The sequence below is a fragment of the Palleronia abyssalis genome, from assembly GCF_900302445.1.
In the GTDB taxonomy this organism is placed as follows: domain Bacteria; phylum Pseudomonadota; class Alphaproteobacteria; order Rhodobacterales; family Rhodobacteraceae; genus Palleronia; species Palleronia abyssalis.
The window spans coordinates 164,987-187,888 of the sequence record NZ_ONZF01000006.1 but is presented as its reverse complement, the minus strand read 5'-3'; the positions used below and the strand labels follow the sequence as shown (position 1 = coordinate 187,888).

Below are 22,902 nucleotides of genomic sequence, written 5' to 3'. Positions count from 1 at the left end.
ACCGACCGTAGAGTTTCACCCATGCGTGCGTCCGAAGCTGCTGGCGGATTGCGGTGTAGCAGCTTGATTCTACGGCGCTTTCAGGCGCACGCAACCTTCCCCAACCGATTTGGATGAATAAGCCGGGTTAAGCAGGTGTCACGGGTCAGGACGCTTTAGAGAACTGTGCCCCGACCGGATCATGGGCGTCGTAGCGTTGCGCGATCAGACGGGCCAGCGGTGTTCCCTCCGGGCGCAGGGTCAGCCTGTCCGGGGTAAGGTCCACCATCCCGTCGAAATCCCGGGCGATTTGGGTATGGATGGGCATCAGCGCCTCGGCGGCCTCGCCGAACGCGGTCCGAAGCAAGGAGAAATCGAGACGGAAATCGCACATGATCCTCTCGATCACGTGGCCGCGCAGGCGATCGTCCTGGGTGAAGGCGTAACCCCGCGCACCGGCGAACTGACATTCCGAAATGCGTTTCATATATGCCGACGTTGCCGACGCATTCTGAACGTAGCCTTGGGAAAACCGCGAGATCGAGGATGCCCCGAGCCCGATCAAGGTTTCACATTCGTCCGTCGTGTATCCTTGGAAGTTCCGACGCAGGCTGCCCTGTGTCGCGGCGCGGGCCAGTGCGTCCCCCGGTTTGGCAAAATGGTCGATGCCGACGGCGACATAGCCCTCCTGCTCAAATATGCCGCGGGCCTCCTGCGACAGGGTATACCGCATCTCGTCGCCGGGCAGGGCGGATGTGGGGATGAGGCGTTGTCGCTTCGAAATCTTCGGCACGTGGGCATAGCCGAACAGGGCGATCCGATCCGGCGCAAGCTCCAGCACGCGGCGCACGGTCGTCCGGAACCGTTCGGCCGTCTGGAAGGGAAGCCCGTACACCAGGTCAGCATTGATCGATCCCACCCCGGCGGCACGCAGCATGTCGACGCAGCGGCGGGTGACGCCAAAGCTCTGCGGGCGCCCGATCGCCGCTTGCACCTCGGGTGCGAAATCCTGGATGCCGATGCTTGCCCGGGTCATGCCACATGCGCGCAACGCCTCGACCTTGGCCGCATCGATCATCGTCGGGTCCGTCTCGACCGAGAACTCGAATTGCGGCGACGGGGGCAGAACCGCTTGGATCGCCTGCGCGACCTTATGGATCAGGGCAGGGGGCAGGATGGTAGGCGTTCCGCCGCCCCAATGCAGCATGCCCATCTGCGTGCCGTCCGGGCGCGTGTCGGCCAGCAGCGACAGCTCGGCCGCAATCGCGTCCACATAGCCTTCGACCGGCGACAGGGATTTGGTGCCCTGGGTATGACAGGCGCAAAACCAGCAAAGCCTCTCGCAGAAGGGCAGGTGCATGTAGACCGAGACCGGTTTCGACGGGTCGAGGGTCAGCAGACATGCTTCCTGGAATCCCGCGCTGATCTCTGGCGCAAAAACCGGCGCGGTCGGATAGCTGGTATAGCGCGGAACCCGCGCATCGAAGAGGCCATAGCGGCGAAGGCGGTCGATCTGTGTCATGTCGCAAACCTGCCACGGCCCGACCGCTCCGCACTTTGAGCCAGCGCAAATTTTCCTTGTTTACTTCCGACCCCCGCAGGCATCTCACGCAGTCGTGGTTCAGTGTTGAATGGCGCCGTCATGATCACGTCTTAGGTCCGACAACGTGGTCCAGAATAGGTAATAAAGTGCGACATTTCACGATTCTCATCACCCTCGCTCTGGGTTTGTCCGCGTGCGATACGGTTGCCAGCGGAACCGCCAACACGGCTGGATTCGCTGCGAAGGCATCCGTCAAAGGCGCGTATGGTGCCGGAAAGATGGCCTATCGCGGTGGGCGCTGGGTCCTCGTGGGCTCACCCGAGGAAGAGGAACCGGAGGAGTAGGTCCGGCCCCGTTCCGCGCCTGATTGCACGCGGTCCAGCATCACCGGCGGATGGCGCGCGGCGTTCAGTGCTTCTTTCGCGTCCCGGCCGTTCAAGGCAGCGGCAGCGACGTCCCTCAGTGCGAATGTCGGAACTTGAGCGAGGCCCGTCATGGCAGCGCGCGACACCGCGAGCAAAGCCAGAAAATCGACATGTGATCCGATCACACCGCCTCCGGGCGCCGAGCCGCCCGCAGCGTTGATTTCGCAGGCGGCAGCATCGGTCGAGATGTAGGACCGGCAAATCTCGGGTCGGTCGTCATAGATGCGGCACAACCGCGTCTCGGGGTCGAGGGCAGGGCACGCGCGGTGCATCCAGTCGCTACCGTCACGCTGTCCAGCCATCGGAACAAGGGCGGCATGCACGGCCTGCGCCTCGGCGGTGGAAATCGTGCCCCCATCCTCGTCGGTCAGCACGCAACAGAACGCGCATCCGGGCGCGCAGGCGGCATTGCGGATCGCGTCGGGTGGATCGGCGGCGATCTCGGCCCGGCGCGCTGCAGCGATCTGACGCGCGGCTTGGCCGTCGCGAAGGGCCCGGGCAAGGTCATTAGCGCCGACCCGATGGGCAATGGCGGTGTCGATCCAGGCCAGCATCAGGCGCCGCGCCCTGTCCCGCGTCGAGGTAGACATGCCGCGTGGCGCGGCGCTTGCGATCCCGCGGCGCAGCGTGTCGGGGTCGAGGGAATAAGCCATGCCGTCAGACGTGCCGCTGTTGCGTCCGGGACGCAATGTCAAAAAACGAGATCGCCGCTTGGCATTTCCCACCCAAAGCTCTAGGAGGGCCACTCGGACACCCTTGAGCGATTCGCTTCGGGGCGTTCGGATCGTCCGAGACGGTGGGTGTAGGGGGTCCCCCTTGCATAATTCCTGCCCGAGACGGGAAGAGACATTCTCTCGTAGCCGTACACGGCTGCCACAGGGGTGCGACGACCCGTTCGGACTGCGGTGTATCGGCCGATACACCGTGACTGAGCCGGAGGGGTTGCCCTCCAAACTTGGAGTGAAACTGTGGATAGAGCCCAGAAAGAGAAAGTGGTCGAGGAACTCGGCCAGATCTTCGAAAGCTCTGGCGTCGTGGTGGTGGCTCACTACCAGGGCCTCACGGTGGCCGAGATGCAGGACCTTCGTGCGCGCATGCGTGCCGCAGGCGGGTCCGTGCGCGTTGCCAAGAACAGGCTCGCCAAGATCGCCCTGAAGGACGCACCGATGGCTGACATCGGTGACCTGCTTCTGGGCCAGACCGTCCTGTCCTACTCGGAAGACCCCGTGGCCGCGGCCAAGGTGGCGGACGAGTACGCCAAGGAGAATCAGAAGTTCAAGATTCTCGGCGGCGCCATGGGCGAGACGAAGCTGGACACCGCCGGTGTCGCAGATGTCGCCAAACTGCCGTCGCGCGAAGAGCTTATCGCTCAGGTCGTGTCGTGCATTGGTGCGCCTGCGTCCAACATCGCCGGTGCGATCGGTGCGCCCGCCTCGAATATCGCGAGCATCCTGTCGACCATCGAGGAAAAGGCGGAAGCCGCCTGATCCTGCGAGACCTTGCGGCTTGAAAGCCGCGACGTTGGAACACATCTGAACGAACGGAAACGAGACAATGGCTGATCTTAAAGCACTTGCTGAACAAATCGTCGGTCTGACGCTGCTTGAAGCGCAGGAACTGAAGACGATCCTGAAAGACGAATACGGCATCGAGCCCGCCGCTGGCGGCGCCGTGATGATGGCCGGCCCGGCCGATGGCGCCGGCGGCGCGGCTGCTGAAGAGCAGACCGAGTTCGACGTGATCCTCAAGAGCGCCGGCGCTCAGAAGATCAACGTCATCAAAGAAGTCCGCGCCATCACCGGTCTGGGCCTCAAGGAAGCCAAGGAACTGGTCGAAGCTGGCGGCAAGCCGGTCAAAGAGCAGGTTTCCAAGGACGAAGCCGAAGAGATCAAAGGCAAGCTCGAAGCGGCCGGCGCCGAAGTCGAGCTCAAGTGATTGGGGGCGGGCAACGCGTCCGCCACTGAATGTGATACTGACCGATCCCGGACAAGTCCGGGGTCGGTCTCCGCGTCTTGGCAAGGGCCAACAGGGCCTTTCCCCAGGTGCGGTGCCGGATCGGGCGGCTGTCTGTGGGAGGACAGCCAGGTATGGATCCGGCCCCCCGTTTCGCCCGGAGGGCGGCCTTCCCCAAGGGCCCGCATCTCCGCGAAGAAAAAGGTGCACTCTACATGGCGACCAGCTATCTCGGCCAGAAGCGTCTGCGTAAATACTACGGTAAAATCCGCGAAGTTCTGGAGATGCCGAACCTCATTGCGGTTCAGAAAGCCTCCTATGACCTGTTCCTGAAGTCCGGCGAGGGCGAAGCGCCCCTGGACGGCGAGGGGATCAAGGGCGTCTTCCAATCCGTCTTTCCGATCAAGGATTTCAACGAAACCGCCGTTCTCGAATTCGTCGGCTACGAGCTGGAAAAGCCGAAATACGACGTCGAGGAATGCCAGCAGCGCGACATGACCTATTCGGCGCCGCTGAAGGTGACGCTGCGCCTGATCGTGTTCGATGTCGACGAGGACACGGGCGCGAAATCGGTCAAGGACATCAAGGAGCAGGACGTCTTCATGGGCGACATGCCCCTGATGACGCCCAACGGTACGTTCATCGTCAACGGCACCGAGCGGGTCATCGTTTCCCAGATGCACCGCTCGCCGGGCGTGTTCTTCGATCACGACAAGGGCAAGACCCACTCGTCGGGCAAGCTGCTGTTCGCCTGCCGCATCATTCCCTATCGCGGCTCGTGGCTGGACTTCGAGTTCGACGCCAAGGACTTGGTCTACGCGCGCATCGACCGTCGCCGGAAGCTGCCGGTGACGACGCTTCTGTATGCCCTGGGCTACGACCAGGAACAGATCATGCAGACCTATTACGACGAGGTCCCGTTCCGCCAGGTGAAGAACAAGGGCTGGGCGACCACCTTCTTCCCCGACCGCGTGCGCGGCACCCGTCCGGCCTATGATCTGGTCGATGCCGACACCGGCGAAGTGATCGCCGAGGCGGGCCAGAAGGTCACGCCGCGGACCGTCAAGAAGCTGAAGGACGAAGGCAAGGTCAAGGAACTGCTGCTGCCGTTCGACCAGATCATCGGCCGCTATGTCGCCCGGGACATCATCGACGAGGAAACCGGCGCGATCTTCGTGGAAGCCGGGGACGAGCTGACCTGGGAGACCGACAAGGACGGCGAAGTCACCGGCGGCACCCTGAAGGAGCTTCTGGACAACGGCATCACGGATATTCCCGTGCTGGACATCGATAACGTGTCCAAGGGTCCGTACATGCGCAACACCATGGCGCAGGACAAGAACATGGGCCGCGAGACCGCGCTCATGGACATATACCGCGTCATGCGCCCGGGCGAGCCGCCCACCGTCGAGGCCGCGTCGACCCTGTTCGACAGCCTGTTCTTCGACTCCGAGCGCTACGACCTGTCGGCCGTCGGCCGCGTGAAGATGAACATGCGCCTCGACCTCGATGCCGAGGATACGCAGCGCACGCTGCGCAAGGCCGACATCGTCGCCTGTATCAAGGCACTGGTCGACCTGCGCGATGGCCGTGGCGAGATCGACGACATCGACCACCTCGGCAACCGCCGGGTGCGGTCCGTCGGCGAGCTGATGGAAAACCAGTACCGCGTCGGCCTGCTGCGGATGGAGCGCGCGATCAAGGAGCGCATGTCCTCGGTCGAGATCGACACGGTCATGCCGCAGGACCTGATCAACGCCAAGCCCGCCGCGGCAGCGGTGCGCGAGTTCTTCGGCTCGTCGCAGCTGTCGCAGTTCATGGACCAGACCAACCCGCTGTCGGAAGTGACGCACAAGCGGCGCCTCTCGGCCCTCGGGCCGGGCGGTCTGACGCGTGAACGTGCCGGCTTCGAGGTGCGCGACGTGCACCCGACCCACTACGGCAGGATGTGCCCGATCGAGACGCCGGAAGGTCCGAACATCGGCCTGATCAACAGCCTCGCGACCTTCGCGCGGGTGAACAAGTACGGCTTCATCGAAACCCCCTATCGCGTGGTGACGGAAGGGCAGGTCACGGACGAAGTCCACTACATGTCCGCCACGGAAGAGATGCGCCATACGGTTGCCCAGGCGAACGCGCAGCTCGATGACGGCGGCAAGTTCGTCCAGGAATTCGTGTCGACCCGTCAGTCGGGCGATTACACGCTTGCGCCGAACGAGAATGTCGACCTGATCGACGTGTCTCCGAAGCAGCTGGTGTCGGTCGCCGCGGCCCTGATCCCGTTCCTCGAGAATGACGACGCCAACCGGGCCCTTATGGGCTCGAACATGCAGCGTCAGGCGGTTCCGCTTCTGCGGGCTGAGGCGCCGCTGGTCGGCACCGGCATGGAGGAGCGTGTGGCCCGCGACTCGGGCGCTGCGATTACCGCGCGTCGTGCGGGCATCGTCGACCAGGTGGACGCCACCCGGATCGTCATCCGCGCGACCGAGGATCTTGAGCTTGGGGATGCTGGCGTGGACATCTACCGTCTGCGCAAGTTCCAGCGGTCGAACCAGAACACCTGCATCAATCAGCGTCCGCTGGTGAAGGCCGGTGATACGGTCGGCAAGGGCGAGGTCATCGTGGACGGTCCCTCGACCGACATGGGCGAGCTGGCCCTGGGCAAGAACGTCGTCGTCGCGTTCATGCCGTGGAACGGCTACAACTACGAAGACTCGATCCTGATCTCCGAGCGGATCACCCGCGACGACGTGTTCACCTCGATCCACATCGAGGAGTTCGAGGTCGCTGCCCGTGACACCAAGCTCGGGCCGGAAGAGATCACCCGCGACATTCCTAACGTCGGCGAGGAAGCCCTGCGCAACCTCGACGAGGCGGGCATCGTCTATATCGGTGCCGAAGTCGGACCGGCGGATATCCTTGTCGGTAAGATCACGCCTAAGGGCGAAAGCCCGATGACGCCGGAAGAAAAGCTGTTGCGCGCCATCTTCGGCGAGAAGGCGTCCGACGTGCGCGATACCTCCCTGCGTCTGCCCCCGGGTGACTATGGCACGGTCGTGGAAGTCCGCGTCTTCAACCGCCACGGCGTCGAGAAAGACGAGCGTGCGGTGCAGATCGAGCGTGAAGAGATCGAGCGCCTGAGCCGAGACCGCGACGACGAGCTCGCGATCCTCGACCGCAACATTTATGCCCGTCTGCGCGAGCTGATCATGGGCAAGCTGGCCGTGAAGGGGCCGAAAGGCGTTAAGCCCAACACCCAGATCACCGAAGAGCTTCTGGACGGGCAACTGTCCAAGGGTCAGTGGTGGCAGCTCGCCCTCGAAGACGAGGACGACGCCAAGATCATGGAGGCTCTGAACGAGCAATACGAGGCGCAGAAGCGCGCCCTTGATGCCCGTTTCGAGGACAAGGTCGAGAAGGTGCGTCGGGGCGACGACCTGCCGCCGGGCGTCATGAAGATGGTCAAGGTCTTCGTGGCGGTGAAGCGCAAGCTTCAGCCGGGCGACAAGATGGCCGGCCGTCACGGCAACAAGGGCGTCATCTCTCGCGTCGTGCCGATGGAAGACATGCCGTTCCTGGAAGACGGGACGCCGGTGGACTTCGTTCTGAACCCGCTGGGCGTGCCCTCGCGGATGAACGTGGGCCAGATCCTCGAGACGCATATGGGTTGGGCTGCGCGCGGCCTGGGGATCCAGATCGACGATGCGTTGGGCGACTATCGCCGCAGCGGCGACCTGACCCCGGTGCGTGATGCGATGAAGATCGCGTACGGCGACGCAGTGATGGACGAAGCCGCGTTCGAGGACGACATGCTTTTGGAGGCCGCGGGCAACGTGACGCGCGGTGTGCCGATCGCCACGCCGGTCTTCGACGGTGCGAAAGAGGCGGACGTGAACGACTCGCTCACGCGGGCCGGGTTCGACACGTCCGGTCAGTCGCGCCTGTTCGACGGCCGCACGGGCGAGGAGTTCAGCCGGAAGGTGACGGTGGGGGTCAAGTACCTGCTGAAGCTGCACCACCTGGTGGACGACAAGATCCACGCCCGGTCGACCGGTCCGTACAGCCTTGTGACCCAGCAGCCGCTGGGCGGTAAGGCGCAGTTCGGCGGACAGCGCTTCGGCGAGATGGAGGTCTGGGCGCTGGAAGCCTACGGCGCGGCCTACACCTTGCAGGAAATGCTGACGGTGAAGTCGGACGACGTCGCGGGCCGGACCAAGGTCTACGAGAGCATCGTCAAGGGCGAGGACAACTTCGAGGCCGGCGTGCCGGAATCGTTCAACGTGCTCGTCAAGGAGGTCCGGGGACTGGGCCTCAACATGGAACTCCTGGATGCGGAGGACGCGGAAGAGATCGAAGGCGAAGACGCCGAGTGATCTTTGGGGCCGGCACGACGCCGGCCCCGTCCCCCCAATGCACCCTTACGTTTAAGGACGGAAAATGAACCAGGAACTAGTCAACAACCCGTTCTCGCCTCTGGCGGCTCCGAAGACCTTCGACGAGATCAAGGTCTCTTTGGCCAGCCCCGAGCGGATCCTTTCGTGGTCCTTCGGCGAGATCAAGAAGCCCGAGACGATCAACTACCGGACCTTCAAACCCGAGCGTGACGGGCTGTTCTGCGCCCGTATCTTCGGGCCGGTGAAGGACTACGAGTGCCTTTGCGGCAAGTACAAGCGGATGAAGTATCGCGGCATCGTCTGCGAGAAATGCGGCGTGGAAGTCACGCTGCAGAAGGTCCGCCGCGAGCGCATGGGCCATATCGAACTGGCCGCTCCTTGCGCCCATATCTGGTTCCTGAAGTCGCTGCCCTCGCGCATCGGCCTCATGCTGGACATGACGCTGCGTGACCTCGAGCGGGTTCTGTACTTCGAGAACTACGTCGTGATCGAGCCGGGCCTCACGGACCTCACCTACGGTCAGATGATGACCGAAGAAGAGTTCATGGACGCCCAGGACCAGTACGGCATGGACGCCTTCACCGCCAATATCGGCGCGGAAGCCATCCGTGAGATGCTGTCGATGATCGACCTCGAAGCCGAGGCCGACCGTCTGCGCGAAGAGCTGAAGGAAGCCACCGGCGAGCTGAAGCCCAAGAAGATCATCAAGCGTCTGAAGATCGTCGAAAGCTTCTTGGAATCCGGCAACCGTCCCGAGTGGATGGTCATGACGGTCATCCCGGTCATCCCGCCCGAGCTGCGCCCGCTGGTGCCGCTGGATGGCGGCCGCTTTGCGACCTCGGACCTGAACGATCTGTATCGCCGGGTCATTAACCGGAACAACCGCCTCAAGCGGCTGATCGAGCTGCGCGCGCCGGACATCATCATCCGTAACGAAAAGCGGATGCTGCAGGAATCCGTCGACGCGCTGTTCGACAACGGCCGTCGCGGCCGCGTCATCACAGGCGCCAACAAGCGTCCGCTGAAGTCGCTGTCCGACATGCTGAAGGGCAAGCAGGGTCGCTTCCGTCAGAACCTTCTGGGCAAGCGGGTCGACTTCTCGGGCCGTTCGGTCATCGTGACCGGCCCCGAGCTGAAGCTGCACCAGTGCGGGTTGCCGAAGAAGATGGCGCTCGAGTTGTTCAAGCCGTTCATCTATTCTCGGCTCGAAGCGAAGGGCTACAGCTCTACGGTCAAGCAGGCCAAGAAGCTGGTCGAGAAAGAGCGTCCCGAGGTGTGGGATATCCTCGACGAGGTCATCCGGGAGCACCCGGTTCTTCTGAACCGCGCGCCGACGCTGCACCGTCTGGGCATCCAGGCGTTCGAGCCGATCCTGATCGAAGGCAAGGCGATCCAGCTTCACCCGCTTGTCTGTTCGGCGTTCAACGCCGACTTCGACGGCGACCAGATGGCAGTTCACGTGCCGCTTTCGCTGGAAGCGCAGCTTGAAGCGCGCGTCCTGATGATGTCCACGAACAACGTGCTGTCGCCCGCCAACGGCGCGCCGATCATCGTGCCGTCGCAGGACATGATCCTTGGTCTGTATTACATCACGATGCAGCGCGAGGGCATGAAGGGCGAGGGCATGGTCTTCTCGTCCGTGGACGAGGTGCAGCACGCGCTGGATGCCGGTGCGGTGCACCTGCATGCCAAGATCGAAGCCCGTATGAAGCAGATCGACCCGGAAACGGGCGAGGAAGTCGTGCGCCGGTTCGAGACGACGCCGGGTCGCGTGCGGCTTGGCGCGCTTCTGCCGCTGAACGCCAAGGCGCCCTATGATCTGGTGAACCGCCTTCTGCGCAAGAAGGAAGTCCAGCAGGTCATCGACACCGTCTACCGCTATTGCGGCCAGAAGGAGTCGGTCATCTTCTGCGACCAGATCATGACCATGGGGTTCCGCGAGGCGTTCAAGGCCGGCATCAGCTTCGGCAAGGACGACATGGTGGTTCCCGATACGAAGTGGCCGATCGTGGAAGATACCCGCGAGCAAGTGAAGGACTTCGAACAGCAGTACATGGACGGCCTGATCACCCAGGGCGAAAAGTACAACAAGGTCGTGGATGCCTGGTCGAAGTGTAACGACAAGGTCACCGACGCGATGATGACCACCATCTCGACCCCGGGCATGACCGATGGGGCCGAGCATGAGCCGAACTCGGTTTACATGATGGCCCACTCGGGTGCGCGTGGATCGGTTACCCAGATGAAGCAGCTGGGCGGTATGCGGGGCCTCATGGCCAAGCCGTCGGGCGAGATCATCGAGACGCCGATCATCTCGAACTTCAAGGAAGGCCTGACCGTTCTTGAATACTTCAACTCGACCCACGGCGCCCGGAAGGGTCTGTCGGACACCGCGCTTAAGACGGCGAACTCGGGCTACCTGACCCGCCGTCTGGTGGACGTGGCGCAGGACTGCATCGTGCGCGAGCACGATTGCGGCACCGACCGCGCCGTGACCGCGCGCCCTGCCGTCAATGACGGCGAGGTCGTGGCCACGCTGGGTGAGCGTGTACTGGGCCGTGTCGCGGCCGAGGCCATCATGAACCCGGCCAATGACGAGGTGATCGTCGAGGCCGGCGAGCTGATCGACGAGCGCAAGGCCGACATGGTCGAGGAACTGCGCATCCCCGAGGCGCGCATCCGCTCGCCCCTGACCTGCGAGGCGGAAGAAGGTGTTTGCGCCATGTGCTACGGGCGCGACCTTGCCCGCGGCACGATGGTAAACCAGGGCGAGGCCGTGGGCATCATCGCGGCTCAGTCCATCGGTGAGCCGGGCACCCAGCTGACCATGCGGACCTTCCACATCGGCGGCGTTGCACAGGGCAGCCAGCAGTCGTTCCAGGAGTCGGGCCACGAGGGCAAGGTGGAGTATCGCAACGCGAACACCCTGGCCAACGAGTCCGGCGCCAAGATCGTCATGGGCCGCAACATGACCCTTGCGATCATCGATGAGAACGACGTCGAGCGGGCGTCCTACAAGCTGGGCTACGGCACCACTCTCCACGTGGAGGACGGGTCCGACGTCAAGCGCGGGGATCGTCTGTTCGAGTGGGACCCCTACACCCTGCCGATCATCGCCGAGGCCACCGGACGCGCGAAGCTTGTCGATCTGATCACCGGCATCTCGGTCCGGGACGAGACGGACGATGCGACCGGCATGACGCAGAAGATCGTGTCCGACTGGCGTTCTGCGCCGAAGGGCAGCGATCTGAAGCCCGAGATCGTCCTAGCGGACGAGAACGGTGAGCCGTTGCGCAACGATCAGGGCAACCCGATCACCTACACGATGTCGGTCGACGCCATTCTGTCGGTCGAGGACGGGCAGGATGTGAAGGCGGGTGACGTACTGGCGCGTATTCCGCGGGAAGGTGCGAAGACGAAGGACATCACCGGTGGTCTGCCGCGTGTGGCCGAACTCTTCGAAGCACGCCGTCCCAAGGATCACGCGATCATTGCCGAGGCCGACGGTCATGTAAAGTTCGGGCGCGACTACAAGAACAAGCGCCGGATCGCGATCGTGCCGACCGAGGAGGGGGCCGACCCGATCGAGTATATGGTGCCCAAGGGCAAGCATATCCCGGTTGCGGAAGGCGACTTCGTCAAGAAGGGCGACTACATCATGGACGGCAACCCGGCACCGCACGATATCCTTGCGGTGATGGGGGTCGAAGCCTTGGCCGACTACATGATCGACGAGGTGCAGGACGTCTATCGACTGCAAGGCGTGAAGATCAACGACAAGCATATCGAGGTCATCGTCCGTCAGATGCTCCAGAAGTGGGAGATCCAGGACAGCGGTGACACGACGCTTCTGAAAGGCGAGCACGTCGACAAGGTCGAGTTCGACGAGGCGAACGAGAAGGCGACGAAGAAGGGCGGCCGTCCTGCTCAGGGCGAACCGATCCTTCTGGGCATCACCAAGGCGTCGCTTCAGACCCGGTCGTTCATCTCGGCGGCGTCCTTCCAAGAGACCACCCGAGTGCTGACCGAGGCTTCGGTTCAGGGCAAGCGCGACAAGCTGGTGGGCCTGAAGGAGAACGTCATCGTCGGTCGTCTGATCCCGGCCGGTACCGGTGGGGCCACCCAGAAGGTGCGCCGCATCGCGGCCGAACGGGACCTCACGGTCCTGAAGAACGCGCAGGCCGAAGCCGAACAGGCTGCGGCACTGGCGGCGCCGACGGAAGAGGCGATCGAGGCGGATGTGGACGTGATCGACGTCCCCGAAAGCCGCGACTGACCTTCGACACCGATGCTCCGGCATCACACGCCCCGCGCTTCGGCGCGGGGCGTTTTCGTTTGGCCATACGCGATGTTGACCGCGCGGCTTCGCTGAAAGAAGACGGGGCAGGGGGTGCGCGCATGTCTCACAGGGTTCAAGTCGTCGGGCTGGTCCGGTTTTCCTTCGCGACGATCGGCAATTTCTACCCTGGCTTCGACGGGATAGACGCGATGGAGGCGTTCCTGTTCGATCCCGAACGGCTGCAGCGCCGGTTCCGCCTGTTCGAGACGTTCTGTCTGCCGTCCCTGAAGGGGCAAACGGATCAGGACTTCACCTGTATCCTGCTTGTCGGGTCGAACCTTCCCGCTCCCTGGAAGTCCCGGCTTTCGGACCTCATCGCCGACACCCCGTCCATCCGCGTGATCGAGGCCAAACCTCAGCACCATTATTCCGGTATCAAGGCTGCGTTCCAAGCGGTTTCGCCGGACGATTGCACGCACCGGATCACGTTCCGGTTCGACGATGACGATGCGCTGGACAACGATTTCGTGGCGCGGCTGAAACGGACCGCGCCGGGACTTCTGGATATATCCGGCGGGGATCTGCCGGTGGCACTTGCGCATAACTTGGGTTTTTTTCTGGAAGAGCGGGCCAACAATGTCGCCGTTTATCCGGTCTGCGAACGCACGCCTCTCAGCGTAGGGGCCGCGCTGATCGCGCCCCGGGAATACGTGGACAACATCTACAAGACGGACCACCGCCAGTTGCCGCAGTTCTTCGACTGCTGGCTGGACACGAAGGTCCATTCCTACGTTCGGACCGTCCATCGTGACAACAAGGCCAACCCGCACGTTACGGGCCGCAAGATCGAAATGCCGAACAGCGAGATCGACGCGATCCTGAAGAAGAATTTTGGCCGGAAACTGGGAGAGATGCGGCACTACGCACGCGGCTCGGGCATCAATGCCTCCCCATAAATGGGGATTATCCACATTGCCGAAAATTTGCCACAATTGCGTCGCGATCCCAGCGCATTTGGGTCGCAGTGTTGACATGCCAGCCCGGGCAACACGGGCGGCGGCGAGGCAGTGACAGGCACAGACCGATCCGGGCGGAAAAGAATCCCAAGGCGGTGGGACACTACCGGATCGGTCGCGCCTGACCCCGAAATGCCTGAATTTCCCCCTTAACACCCGCTCCCCCTTATCCCATATGGGGCGTGCGGCAGGTCCTGTTGACACCACCCGACTCGACCTCTATACGGCGCCAACCGTGCGACCGGGACGACTCCCGGGCCGGGGTTTAAATTGATGGAAGTGGTCACGATCCGGGCCCGATTTGCCCCGATCCTCTGGATACCCGCCGCGTGGGCCAAGGCCCGATGCGGTGTTTGCGTTTGGCGGACGCGCCTTTCGCGACGAAGAAATGAACCGGGGTGCGCGCGCCCCATCGAATTGAACAGTGTTGCAACACGGGGAATGAGACCGGAATGCCAACGATCCAACAGCTGATCCGCAAGCCGCGGCAGCCCAAAGTCAAACGCTCGAAGTCGCTGCATCTTGAAGGCTGCCCGCAAAAGCGCGGTGTCTGCACGCGCGTCTACACCACGACGCCGAAGAAGCCGAACTCGGCCATGCGGAAGGTTGCCAAGGTGCGCCTGACCAATGGTTACGAGGTCATCAGCTACATTCCGGGCGAAAGCCACAACCTGCAGGAACACTCGGTCGTGCTGATCCGCGGCGGCCGTGTGAAAGACCTTCCGGGCGTGCGCTATCACATCCTGCGGGGCGTTCTGGACACGCAAGGCGTGAAGGACCGCAAGCAGCGTCGTTCGAAATATGGCGCCAAGCGCCCGAAGTAAGAGGATTACGACATGTCCCGCCGTCACGCCGCCGAAAAGCGCGAGATCCTGCCCGACGCCAAATTCGGCGACCGGGTGGTCACCAAGTTCATGAACAACCTGATGTACAACGGCAAGAAGTCCGTGGCTGAGGGTATCGTCTACAACGCGTTCGATCGCGTCGAAGGCAAGCTCAAGCGGTCGCCCATCGAGGTGTTTCACGAGAGCCTCGACAACATTAAGCCGTCCGTCGAGGTCCGCTCGCGCCGCGTTGGCGGTGCGACCTACCAGGTCCCTGTCGAGGTCCGCCCCGAGCGTCGCGAAGCATTGGCGATCCGCTGGCTCATCACCGCGTGCCGCAACCGGAACGAGAACACCATGGAAGAGCGTCTGGCCGCCGAACTGGTCGACGCTGTGAACAATCGTGGCTCGGCCGTTAAGAAGCGCGAAGACACTCACAAGATGGCCGACGCCAACAAGGCGTTCAGCCACTACCGCTGGTAAAACGGCGGCAGCCCGAACACACGAGGACGCATCATGCCCCGCGATTATTCGCTCTCACGCTACCGCAATTTCGGCATCATGGCCCACATTGATGCCGGCAAGACCACCTGCACCGAGCGCATCCTGTTCTATACCGGCAAGTCCCACAAGATCGGCGAAGTCCATGACGGCGCCGCGACGATGGACTGGATGGAGCAGGAGCAGGAACGCGGGATCACCATCACCTCGGCCGCGACCACGACCATGTGGTTCCGCACCGAGGACGGTCAGACCACGACCGGCATCTACGGTGACACGCCGCAGGAAGCGTCCTTCCGCTTCAACATCATCGACACGCCCGGCCACGTCGACTTCACCATCGAGGTCGAGCGTTCGCTGGCCGTGCTCGACGGTGCCGTTGCAGTTCTGGACGCCAACGCCGGTGTTGAGCCCCAGACGGAGACCGTCTGGCGTCAGGCCGACCGCTACAAGGTTCCGCGCATCGTGTTCGTCAACAAGATGGACAAGATCGGCGCCGACTTCTGGAACTGCGTCCGCATGATCAAGGACCGCACGGGTGCTATCCCTGCGCCGATCCAGATGCCCATCGGGGCCGAGGATCAGCTGGAAGGCATCGTCGATCTTGTGACCATGAAGGAGTGGGTCTGGAAAGGCGAGGATCTCGGTGCCTCGTGGGTCGTGCAGGACGTTCGCGACGAGCTGAAGGACCGCGCCGAGGAGATGCGCCAGGAACTGATCGAGATCGCCGTCGAAATGGACGACGATGCGATGGAGCAGTATCTGGAAGGCGTCGAGCCGGATCAGCCGAAGCTGCGCGAGCTGATCCGCAAGGGTACGCTCTCAATGGCTTTCGTGCCTGTGCTGGCCGGGTCCGCCTTCAAGAACAAGGGTGTTCAACCGCTGCTGAACGCGGTGATCGATTACCTGCCCGGTCCTCTTGATGTGCCCGCCTACATGGGCTTCTCGCCCGATGACGAGACCGAGACGCGCAACATCGCCCGTCACGCCGACGACGAAGAGCCGTTCTCGGGCTTGGCGTTCAAGATCATGAACGACCCCTTCGTGGGCACGCTGACCTTCACCCGGATCTATTCGGGCACGTTGTCGAAGGGCGACTCGGTCCTGAACACGACGAAGGGCCGCAAGGAACGCATCGGGCGCATGATGATGATGCACTCGAACAACCGCGAGGAAATCGAGAACGCCTATGCGGGCGACATCATCGCGCTGGCCGGTCTGAAGGACACGACCACGGGCGATACGCTGTCCGACGCGCAAAAGCAGGTCGTTCTGGAAACCATGACCTTCCCCGATCCCGTCATCGAGATCGCGGTCGAGCCCAAGACGAAGGCCGACCAGGAGAAGATGTCCACCGGTCTCCAGCGTCTTGCGGCCGAGGATCCGTCCTTCCGCGTCGAAACCGACCTCGAGTCGGGCCAGACGATCATGAAGGGCATGGGCGAACTTCACCTCGACATCCTGGTCGACCGCCTCAAGCGGGAGTTCAAGGTCGAGGCGAATATCGGTGCGCCGCAGGTGGCCTATCGCGAGACGATCAAGCAGCAGATCAACCACACCTACACGCACAAGAAGCAGTCGGGTGGGTCCGGTCAGTTCGCTGAAGTCCAGCTCGAGATCATGCCGACCGAACCGGGCGAAGGCTACTCGTTCGAGAGCCGCATCGTCGGTGGTTCGGTGCCGAAGGAATACGTGCCGGGTGTCGAGAAAGGCATCAAGTCGGTCATGGACTCCGGTCCGCTGGCGGGCTTCCCGGTCATCGACTTCAAGGTCGCGCTGGTCGACGGCAAGTTCCACGACGTGGACTCCTCGGTCCTCGCGTTCGAGATCGCGTCGCGGATGTGCATGCGGGAAGGTCTTCGGAAGGCCGGCGCGCAGCTGCTCGAGCCGATCATGAAAGTTGAGGTGGTGACGCCGGAAGAATACACCGGCAACGTCATCGGCGATCTGACCTCGCGGCGCGGCCAAGTGCAGGGCCAGGAGCCCCGCGGCAACGCCATCGTGATCGATGCCTTCGTACCGCTGGCCAACATGTTCGGCTACATCAACAACCTGCGCTCGATGTCCTCGGGCCGCGCGCAGTTCACGATGCTGTTCGACCATTACGAGCCGGTGCCGCAGAACATCTCGGAAGAGATCCAGGCGAAATACGCGTAAGCGCACAGACATTGCGGGCCGGCAGGACCGGCCCGCCCATCCAGACGACAGGAGGCCATCATGGCGAAGGCAAAATTCGAACGTAACAAGCCGCACGTGAACATCGGGACGATCGGTCACGTGGACCACGGCAAGACGACGCTGACGGCGGCGATCACGAAGTATTTCGGCGACTTCCGCGCGTATGACCAGATCGACGGCGCGCCCGAAGAGAAGGCCCGCGGTATCACGATTTCGACCGCGCACGTGGAGTACGAGACCGAGGCGCGTCACTACGCCCACGTCGACTGCCCCGGCCACGCCGACTACGTGAAGAACATGATCACGGGTGCCGCGCAGATGGACGGCGCGATCCTGGTGGTGAACGCGGCCGACGGCCCCATGCCCCAGACGCGCGAGCACATCCTGCTGGGCCGCCAGGTCGGCATCCCGACCATGGTCGTCTACATGAACAAGGTTGACCAGGTGGATGACGAGGAGCTTCTGGAGCTCGTCGAGATGGAAATCCGCGAGCTTCTGTCGTCCTACGAGTACCCTGGCGACGACATCCCCGTGGTCAAGGGCTCGGCCCTGGCGGCGATGAACGGCGAGAACCCCGAGATCGGCGAGAACTCGATCCGCGAGCTGATGGCCGCCGTCGACGACTGGATCCCCACGCCCGAGCGTGCGGTGGACCAGCCGTTCCTGATGCCGGTCGAGGACGTGTTCTCGATCTCGGGTCGTGGTACGGTCGTGACCGGTCGCGTCGAGCGTGGCGTGATCAACGTGGGCGACGAGATCGAGATCGTCGGCATCCGCGACACCAAGAAGACGACCTGCACGGGCGTCGAGATGTTCCGCAAGCTGCTGGATCGTGGTGAAGCCGGCGACAACATCGGCGCGCTGCTGCGCGGCATCGACCGTGAAGGCGTGCAGCGTGGCCAGGTTCTCTGCAAGCCCGGCTCGGTTAAGCCGCACACCAAGTTCGAGGCCGAGGCCTACATCCTGACCAAGGAAGAGGGTGGCCGTCACACGCCGTTCTTCGCCAACTACCGTCCGCAGTTCTACTTCCGCACGACGGACGTGACCGGCACGGTTCAGCTGGCCGAGGGCACCGAGATGGTGATGCCGGGCGACAACGTGTCCTTCGGCGTCGAGCTGATCGCACCGATCGCGATGGAAGAGAAGCTCCGCTTCGCCATCCGCGAAGGCGGCCGCACCGTCGGCGCCGGCGTGGTCTCCAAGATCATCGAGTGATCGCGCAGACCGACCGTCGCGATTTGCCGGGCGCCCTGCGCGCCCGGACCTAAATATGGTCCGATGTGGGCCCGGGAATGAGCCCGGGTCCACCTCTCGACCGCCACCCTGTCCAGGGAAAGAGAACAATGGCCGCCAGCCAGAACATTCGTATTCGCCTCAAGGCGTTCGATTACCGGGTGCTTGACAGCTCCACCCAGGAAATCGTCTCGACCGCCAAGCGTACCGGCGCGTCCGTCCGCGGACCGATCCCGATGCCCAACAAGATCGAGAAATTCACCGTCCTCCGTGGCCCCCACGTGGACAAGAAGTCGCGCGACCAGTTCGAAATCCGCACGCACAAGCGGATGCTCGACATCGTCGATCCGACCCCGCAGACCGTGGACGCGCTGATGAAGCTCGACCTCGCTGCCGGTGTCGCTGTCGACATCAAGGTTATGGGAGGCTGATCATGCTGCGCTCTGGTGTTATCGCCAAGAAGATCGGCATGACGCGGATCTTCCAGGACGACGGCCGGCAAGTGCCCGTCACCGTCCTGCAACTCGACAAGCTTCAGGTCGTCGCAACGCGCACGGCCGAAAGCCATGGATACACGGCCGTCCAGCTGGGCGCCGGGTCCGCCAAGCCGAAGAACGTCTCGAAAGCCCTGCGCGGTCACTTCGCCGTCGCCAAGGTCGAGCCCAAGCGCAAGATTGCCGAGTTCCGGGTTGCGCCCGAGAACCTGATCGACGTGGGCGAAGAGATCACCGCGAACCATTATTTCGCGGGTCAGTTCGTCGACGTCAGCGGCACCTCGATCGGCAAGGGTTTTGCCGGTGCCATGAAGCGGCACAATTTCGGCGGCCTGCGTGCATCGCACGGTGTGTCGATCAGCCACCGTTCGCACGGCTCTACCGGTCAGTGCCAGGACCCCGGCAAGGTGTTCAAGGGCAAGAAGATGGCCGGACACATGGGCGCTGCCCGCGTGACCACGCAGAACCTGCAGGTCGTCAAGACCGACGCCGACCGTGGCCTGATCATGGTCAAGGGCGCCGTTCCGGGCTCGAAGGGGGGCTGGGTCACGATCAAGGATGCGGTGAAGAAGCCCGCCCTTGACGGCGTGATCTATCCCGCCGCGCTGAAGTCCGCCGCCGAGGAAGCCGAGCGGGCCGCCCGCGAAGCCGCCGAGGCTGCGGAAGCCGAGCGTCTGGAAGCCGAACGCGCCGAGCAGGAGCGTCTGGCCGCCGAGCAGGAGGCCGCGCTGAAGGAAGCCGAGGCCGAGATCTCGGACGAGTCGGCCCAGACCGACAACTCGGACGCCGAGAAGAAGGAAGGTGACGAATGAAAACCGATGTCCTGACGCTCGACGGCGGCAAGAACGGGTCGGTGGATCTCGACGACGAGATCTTCGGGCTCGAGCCGCGCGCCGACATCCTCCACCGGGTGGTCCGCTGGCAGCGCAACAACGCGCAGCAGGGCACCCACAAGGTCAAGACCCGGTCCGAGACCAGCTACTCGACCAAGAAGATCTATCGCCAGAAGGGCACCGGCGGCGCACGCCACGGTGACCGCAACGCGCCGATCTTCCGGAAGGGTGGTATCTATAAGGGTCCAACCCCGCGCAGCCACGGCCACGAGCTGACCAAGAAGTTCCGCAAGCTTGGCCTGTGCCACGCCCTGTCGGCGAAGGCGAAAGAGGGCAACCTCATCGTCCTTGAAAACGCCGATCTGGCTGAAGCCAAGACCAAGATGCTGGCCTCGAAAGTCCGCGAGCTTGGCTGGAAGCGCGCGCTGGTCATCGACGGCGCGTCGGTGAACGAGAACTTCGCGCAGGCCGCGCGGAACATCGAAGGCGTCGACGTACTGCCGTCGGTGGGCGCCAATGTCTACGATATCCTCAAGCGTGACACCCTGGTGATCACGAAGGCGGGGATCGAAGCTCTGGAGGCTCGACTGAAATGAGCGCGAAGACCGAACATTACGACGTGATCCGCAAGCCCGTGATCACCGAGAAGGCCACGATGGCGTCCGAATACGGCGCCGTGGTCTTCGAGGTGGCCAAGGACGCGACCAAGCCTGCGATCAAGGAGGCCGTCGAGGCCCTCTTCAACGTCAAGGTGAAGGCGGTGAACACCACCATCACCAAGGGCAAGGCCAAGCGGTTCCGCGGCATCATGGGCCGCCGCAACACGGTCAAGAAAGCGTATGTGACCCTCGAAGAGGGTAATACGATTGACGTGACCACGGGCCTGTAATAGCAGGCCACATTCTTCGCGGCCCCGGAGCCAATCCGGGGCCGTGTCCTTTGGGGACCTTCGGGGCCCTTCACCATCCGCGGTTCCGCCCCACCCGAACGGGGATCCCGGAATCGCCACAGAAACGGAAGACAGAAAGCATGGCACTCAAGTCGTACAAGCCGACGACGCCTGGCCAGCGCGGGCTGGTTCTGATCGACCGTTCGGAGCTGTGGAAAGGACGCCCGGTCAAGGCCCTCACCGAGGGTTTGACCAAGCATGGCGGCCGGAACAACACCGGACGGATCACCCAGCGTCGCCGCGGCGGCGGGGCGAAGCGGCTCTATCGCATCGTCGATTTCAAGCGCACCAAGCACGACGTCGAGGCTGTCGTCGTTCGGATCGAATACGACCCGAACCGGACCGCCTTCATCGCGCTGATCCAGTACACCGATGGCGAGCAACGCTACATCCTGGCACCCCAGCGTCTGGCCGTGGGTGACAAGATCGTCTCGGGCGCGAAGGTCGACGTGAAGCCCGGCAACGCGATGCCCTTCCAAGGCATGCCCATCGGGACGATCATCCACAACATCGAGCTGAAGCCCGGCAAGGGTGGCCAGATCGCGCGCGCCGCGGGCACCTACGCCCAGTTCGTCGGTCGCGACGGCGGCTACGCGCAGATTCGGCTCTCCTCGGGTGAGTTGCGTCTGGTTCGTCAGGAATGCATGGCCACCATCGGTGCCGTGTCAAACCCCGACAACTCGAACCAGAACATCGGTAAAGCCGGCCGCAACCGCCATTATGGCAAGCGTCCCAGCGTGCGCGGTGTCGTGATGAACCCGATCGACCACCCGCACGGCGGTGGTGAAGGTCGGACCTCGGGTGGTCGTCACCCGGTCACGCCTTGGGGCAAGCCCACGAAGGGCGCCCGCACCCGCAACAAGAACAAGGCGTCGCAGAAGCTCATCGTACGCTCGCGTCACGCCCGCAAGAAAGGCCGGTAACCCATGTCACGTTCCGTCTGGAAAGGGCCTTTCGTGGACGCTTACGTCCTCAAGAAGGCCGAGAAATCCCGCGAGTCGGGCCGCAACGAGGTCATCAAGATCTGGTCGCGCCGCTCCACCATCCTGCCGCAATTCGTCGGCCTCACCTTCGGTGTGTACAACGGCAAGAAGCACGTGCCGGTGAACGTCTCCGAAGAAATGATCGGTCAGAAATTCGGTGAATACGCTCCGACCCGCACCTATTACGGTCACGCGGCGGACAAGAAAGCCAAGAGGAAGTAAGCCAATGGCGCAGGAAAAGAATCCCCGCCGCGTGGCCGAAAACGAGGCGATGGCGAAGACGCGGATGCTCCGTACGTCTCCGCAGAAGCTGAACCTCGTGGCCGGTCTCATCCGCGGCAAGAAGGTCGAGAAGGCGTTGCAGGACCTGACCTTCTCGAAGAAGCGCATCGCCGCTGACGTGAAGAAGTGCCTTCAGTCGGCCATTGCGAACGCCGAGAACAACCACAATCTGGACGTCGATGAACTGATCGTCGCCGAGGCCTATGTGGGCAAGAACCTGGTGATGAAGCGTGGCCGTCCGCGGGCACGGGGCCGGTTCGGCCGCATCGTCAAGCCGTTCTCGGAAATCACGATCAAGGTCCGCCAAGTCGAGGAGCAAGCCTGATGGGTAACAAGGTCAACCCGATCGGCATGCGGCTTCAGGTCAACCGGACCTGGGACAGCCGCTGGTATGCCGACACGAAGGATTACGGCGATCTCCTCCTGGAGGACGTCAAGATCCGCGAGTTCATCAAGGAAGAGTGCAAGGCCGCCGGCATCAGCCGCGTGATCATCGAACGTCCGCACCGCAAGTGCCGCGTCACGATCCACACGGCGCGTCCCGGCGTGATCATCGGCAAGAAGGGCGCCGATATCGAAACGCTGCGCAAGAAGCTGTCGAACATGACCGACAGCGAGCTGCACCTGAACGTCGTCGAAGTTCGCAAGCCCGAGCTTGACGCCGCGCTGGTCGGCGAGTCCATCGCCCAGCAGCTGGAGCGTCGCGTGTCGTTCCGCCGGGCCATGAAGCGCTCGGTCCAGAACGCCATGCGTATGGGTGCCCTGGGTATCCGCGTGAACCTCGCCGGCCGACTCGGCGGTGCCGAGATCGCGCGGACAGAATGGTATCGCGAAGGCCGGGTGCCGCTGCACACCCTTCGCGCCGATATCGACTTCGCGAATGTCGAGGCCAAGACGGCCTACGGGATCATCGGGATCAAGGTCTGGATCTTCAAAGGAGAGATCCTCGAGCATGATCCGTCTGCCCGTGATCGTCGTGCCCAGGAACTGCAAGACGGCCCGACGCCTCGCGGCGCCGGCGGCCGGCGCTGAGGAG

General features: G+C 63.2%; 19 protein-coding genes. 17 read left to right on the top strand and 2 right to left on the bottom strand.

Going from position 1 to position 22,902, the window contains the following annotated elements:
- Positions 1-145 precede the first annotated feature (145 nt).
- Both hemN and PAA8504_RS14145 read right to left on the bottom strand, forming a co-directional pair.
- On the bottom strand, positions 146-1,501 hold the full coding sequence (gene hemN / locus PAA8504_RS14150; protein ID WP_108894838.1) for an oxygen-independent coproporphyrinogen III oxidase: 1,356 nt from the start codon (positions 1,499-1,501) through the stop codon (positions 146-148).
- 304 nt (positions 1,502-1,805) lie between these two features.
- Positions 1,806-2,600: a YkgJ family cysteine cluster protein gene (locus PAA8504_RS14145; protein ID WP_108894837.1), complete on the bottom strand. Its 795-nt coding sequence runs from the start codon at positions 2,598-2,600 to the stop codon at positions 1,806-1,808.
- Positions 2,601-2,915: 315 nt separating this feature from the next.
- Between PAA8504_RS14145 and rplJ the strand changes: the two genes are divergently transcribed.
- The 17 genes from rplJ (at position 2,916) to rpsC (ending at position 22,898) form a co-directional block, all read left to right on the top strand.
- Positions 2,916-3,434 (top strand): 50S ribosomal protein L10, encoded by a 519-nt coding sequence (rplJ, locus tag PAA8504_RS14140; protein ID WP_108894836.1) that lies wholly within the window; start codon positions 2,916-2,918, stop codon positions 3,432-3,434.
- Positions 3,435-3,501: 67 nt separating this feature from the next.
- The gene (gene rplL, locus PAA8504_RS14135) at positions 3,502-3,882 is read left to right on the top strand and encodes a 50S ribosomal protein L7/L12 (protein ID WP_108894835.1); all 381 of its coding nucleotides are present in this window, start codon (positions 3,502-3,504) and stop codon (positions 3,880-3,882) included.
- Positions 3,883-4,115: 233 nt separating this feature from the next.
- Positions 4,116-8,273: a DNA-directed RNA polymerase subunit beta gene (gene rpoB, locus PAA8504_RS14130; RefSeq protein WP_108894852.1), complete on the top strand. Its 4,158-nt coding sequence runs from the start codon at positions 4,116-4,118 to the stop codon at positions 8,271-8,273.
- Between the two features lie 64 nt (positions 8,274-8,337).
- The gene (gene rpoC, locus PAA8504_RS14125; RefSeq protein ID WP_108894834.1) at positions 8,338-12,570 is read left to right on the top strand and encodes a DNA-directed RNA polymerase subunit beta'; all 4,233 of its coding nucleotides are present in this window, start codon (positions 8,338-8,340) and stop codon (positions 12,568-12,570) included.
- Between the two features lie 122 nt (positions 12,571-12,692).
- Positions 12,693-13,529: a glycosyltransferase gene (locus PAA8504_RS14120; RefSeq protein ID WP_108894833.1), complete on the top strand. Its 837-nt coding sequence runs from the start codon at positions 12,693-12,695 to the stop codon at positions 13,527-13,529.
- A 512-nt stretch (positions 13,530-14,041) separates the two neighbouring features.
- Positions 14,042-14,413 (top strand): 30S ribosomal protein S12, encoded by a 372-nt coding sequence (gene rpsL / locus PAA8504_RS14115; protein ID WP_036175706.1) that lies wholly within the window; start codon positions 14,042-14,044, stop codon positions 14,411-14,413.
- Between the two features lie 12 nt (positions 14,414-14,425).
- A complete protein-coding gene (gene rpsG, locus PAA8504_RS14110; protein ID WP_108894832.1) occupies positions 14,426-14,896 on the top strand; it encodes a 30S ribosomal protein S7 in 471 nt (156 codons plus the stop codon).
- 33 nt (positions 14,897-14,929) lie between these two features.
- The gene (fusA, locus tag PAA8504_RS14105) at positions 14,930-17,071 is read left to right on the top strand and encodes an elongation factor G (protein WP_108894831.1); all 2,142 of its coding nucleotides are present in this window, start codon (positions 14,930-14,932) and stop codon (positions 17,069-17,071) included.
- 60 nt (positions 17,072-17,131) lie between these two features.
- Positions 17,132-18,307, top strand: coding sequence for an elongation factor Tu (tuf, locus tag PAA8504_RS14100; RefSeq protein WP_108894741.1), 1,176 nt, complete (start codon positions 17,132-17,134; stop codon positions 18,305-18,307).
- Positions 18,308-18,435: 128 nt separating this feature from the next.
- Entirely contained in the window at positions 18,436-18,756 is a 321-nt protein-coding gene (gene rpsJ / locus PAA8504_RS14095; protein WP_036175718.1) for a 30S ribosomal protein S10, read from the top strand.
- A gap of 2 nt (positions 18,757-18,758) precedes the next feature.
- The gene (rplC, locus tag PAA8504_RS14090; RefSeq protein WP_108894830.1) at positions 18,759-19,631 is read left to right on the top strand and encodes a 50S ribosomal protein L3; all 873 of its coding nucleotides are present in this window, start codon (positions 18,759-18,761) and stop codon (positions 19,629-19,631) included.
- Positions 19,628-20,248: a 50S ribosomal protein L4 gene (rplD, locus tag PAA8504_RS14085; protein ID WP_108894829.1), complete on the top strand. Its 621-nt coding sequence runs from the start codon at positions 19,628-19,630 to the stop codon at positions 20,246-20,248. Before rplC ends, rplD begins: the two co-directional genes overlap by 4 nt.
- Positions 20,245-20,541: a 50S ribosomal protein L23 gene (locus tag PAA8504_RS14080; RefSeq protein ID WP_108894828.1), complete on the top strand. Its 297-nt coding sequence runs from the start codon at positions 20,245-20,247 to the stop codon at positions 20,539-20,541. Before rplD ends, PAA8504_RS14080 begins: the two co-directional genes overlap by 4 nt.
- A 140-nt stretch (positions 20,542-20,681) precedes the next feature.
- Positions 20,682-21,524, top strand: coding sequence for a 50S ribosomal protein L2 (gene rplB, locus PAA8504_RS14075; protein ID WP_108894827.1), 843 nt, complete (start codon positions 20,682-20,684; stop codon positions 21,522-21,524).
- Between the two features lie 3 nt (positions 21,525-21,527).
- A complete protein-coding gene (gene rpsS, locus PAA8504_RS14070) occupies positions 21,528-21,806 on the top strand; it encodes a 30S ribosomal protein S19 (protein WP_108894826.1) in 279 nt (92 codons plus the stop codon).
- 4 nt (positions 21,807-21,810) lie between these two features.
- Positions 21,811-22,191 (top strand): 50S ribosomal protein L22, encoded by a 381-nt coding sequence (gene rplV, locus PAA8504_RS14065; RefSeq protein ID WP_108894825.1) that lies wholly within the window; start codon positions 21,811-21,813, stop codon positions 22,189-22,191.
- Entirely contained in the window at positions 22,191-22,898 is a 708-nt protein-coding gene (gene rpsC / locus PAA8504_RS14060; RefSeq protein WP_108894824.1) for a 30S ribosomal protein S3, read from the top strand. Before rplV ends, rpsC begins: the two co-directional genes overlap by 1 nt.
- The last annotated feature ends 4 nt before the right edge of the window (positions 22,899-22,902 follow it).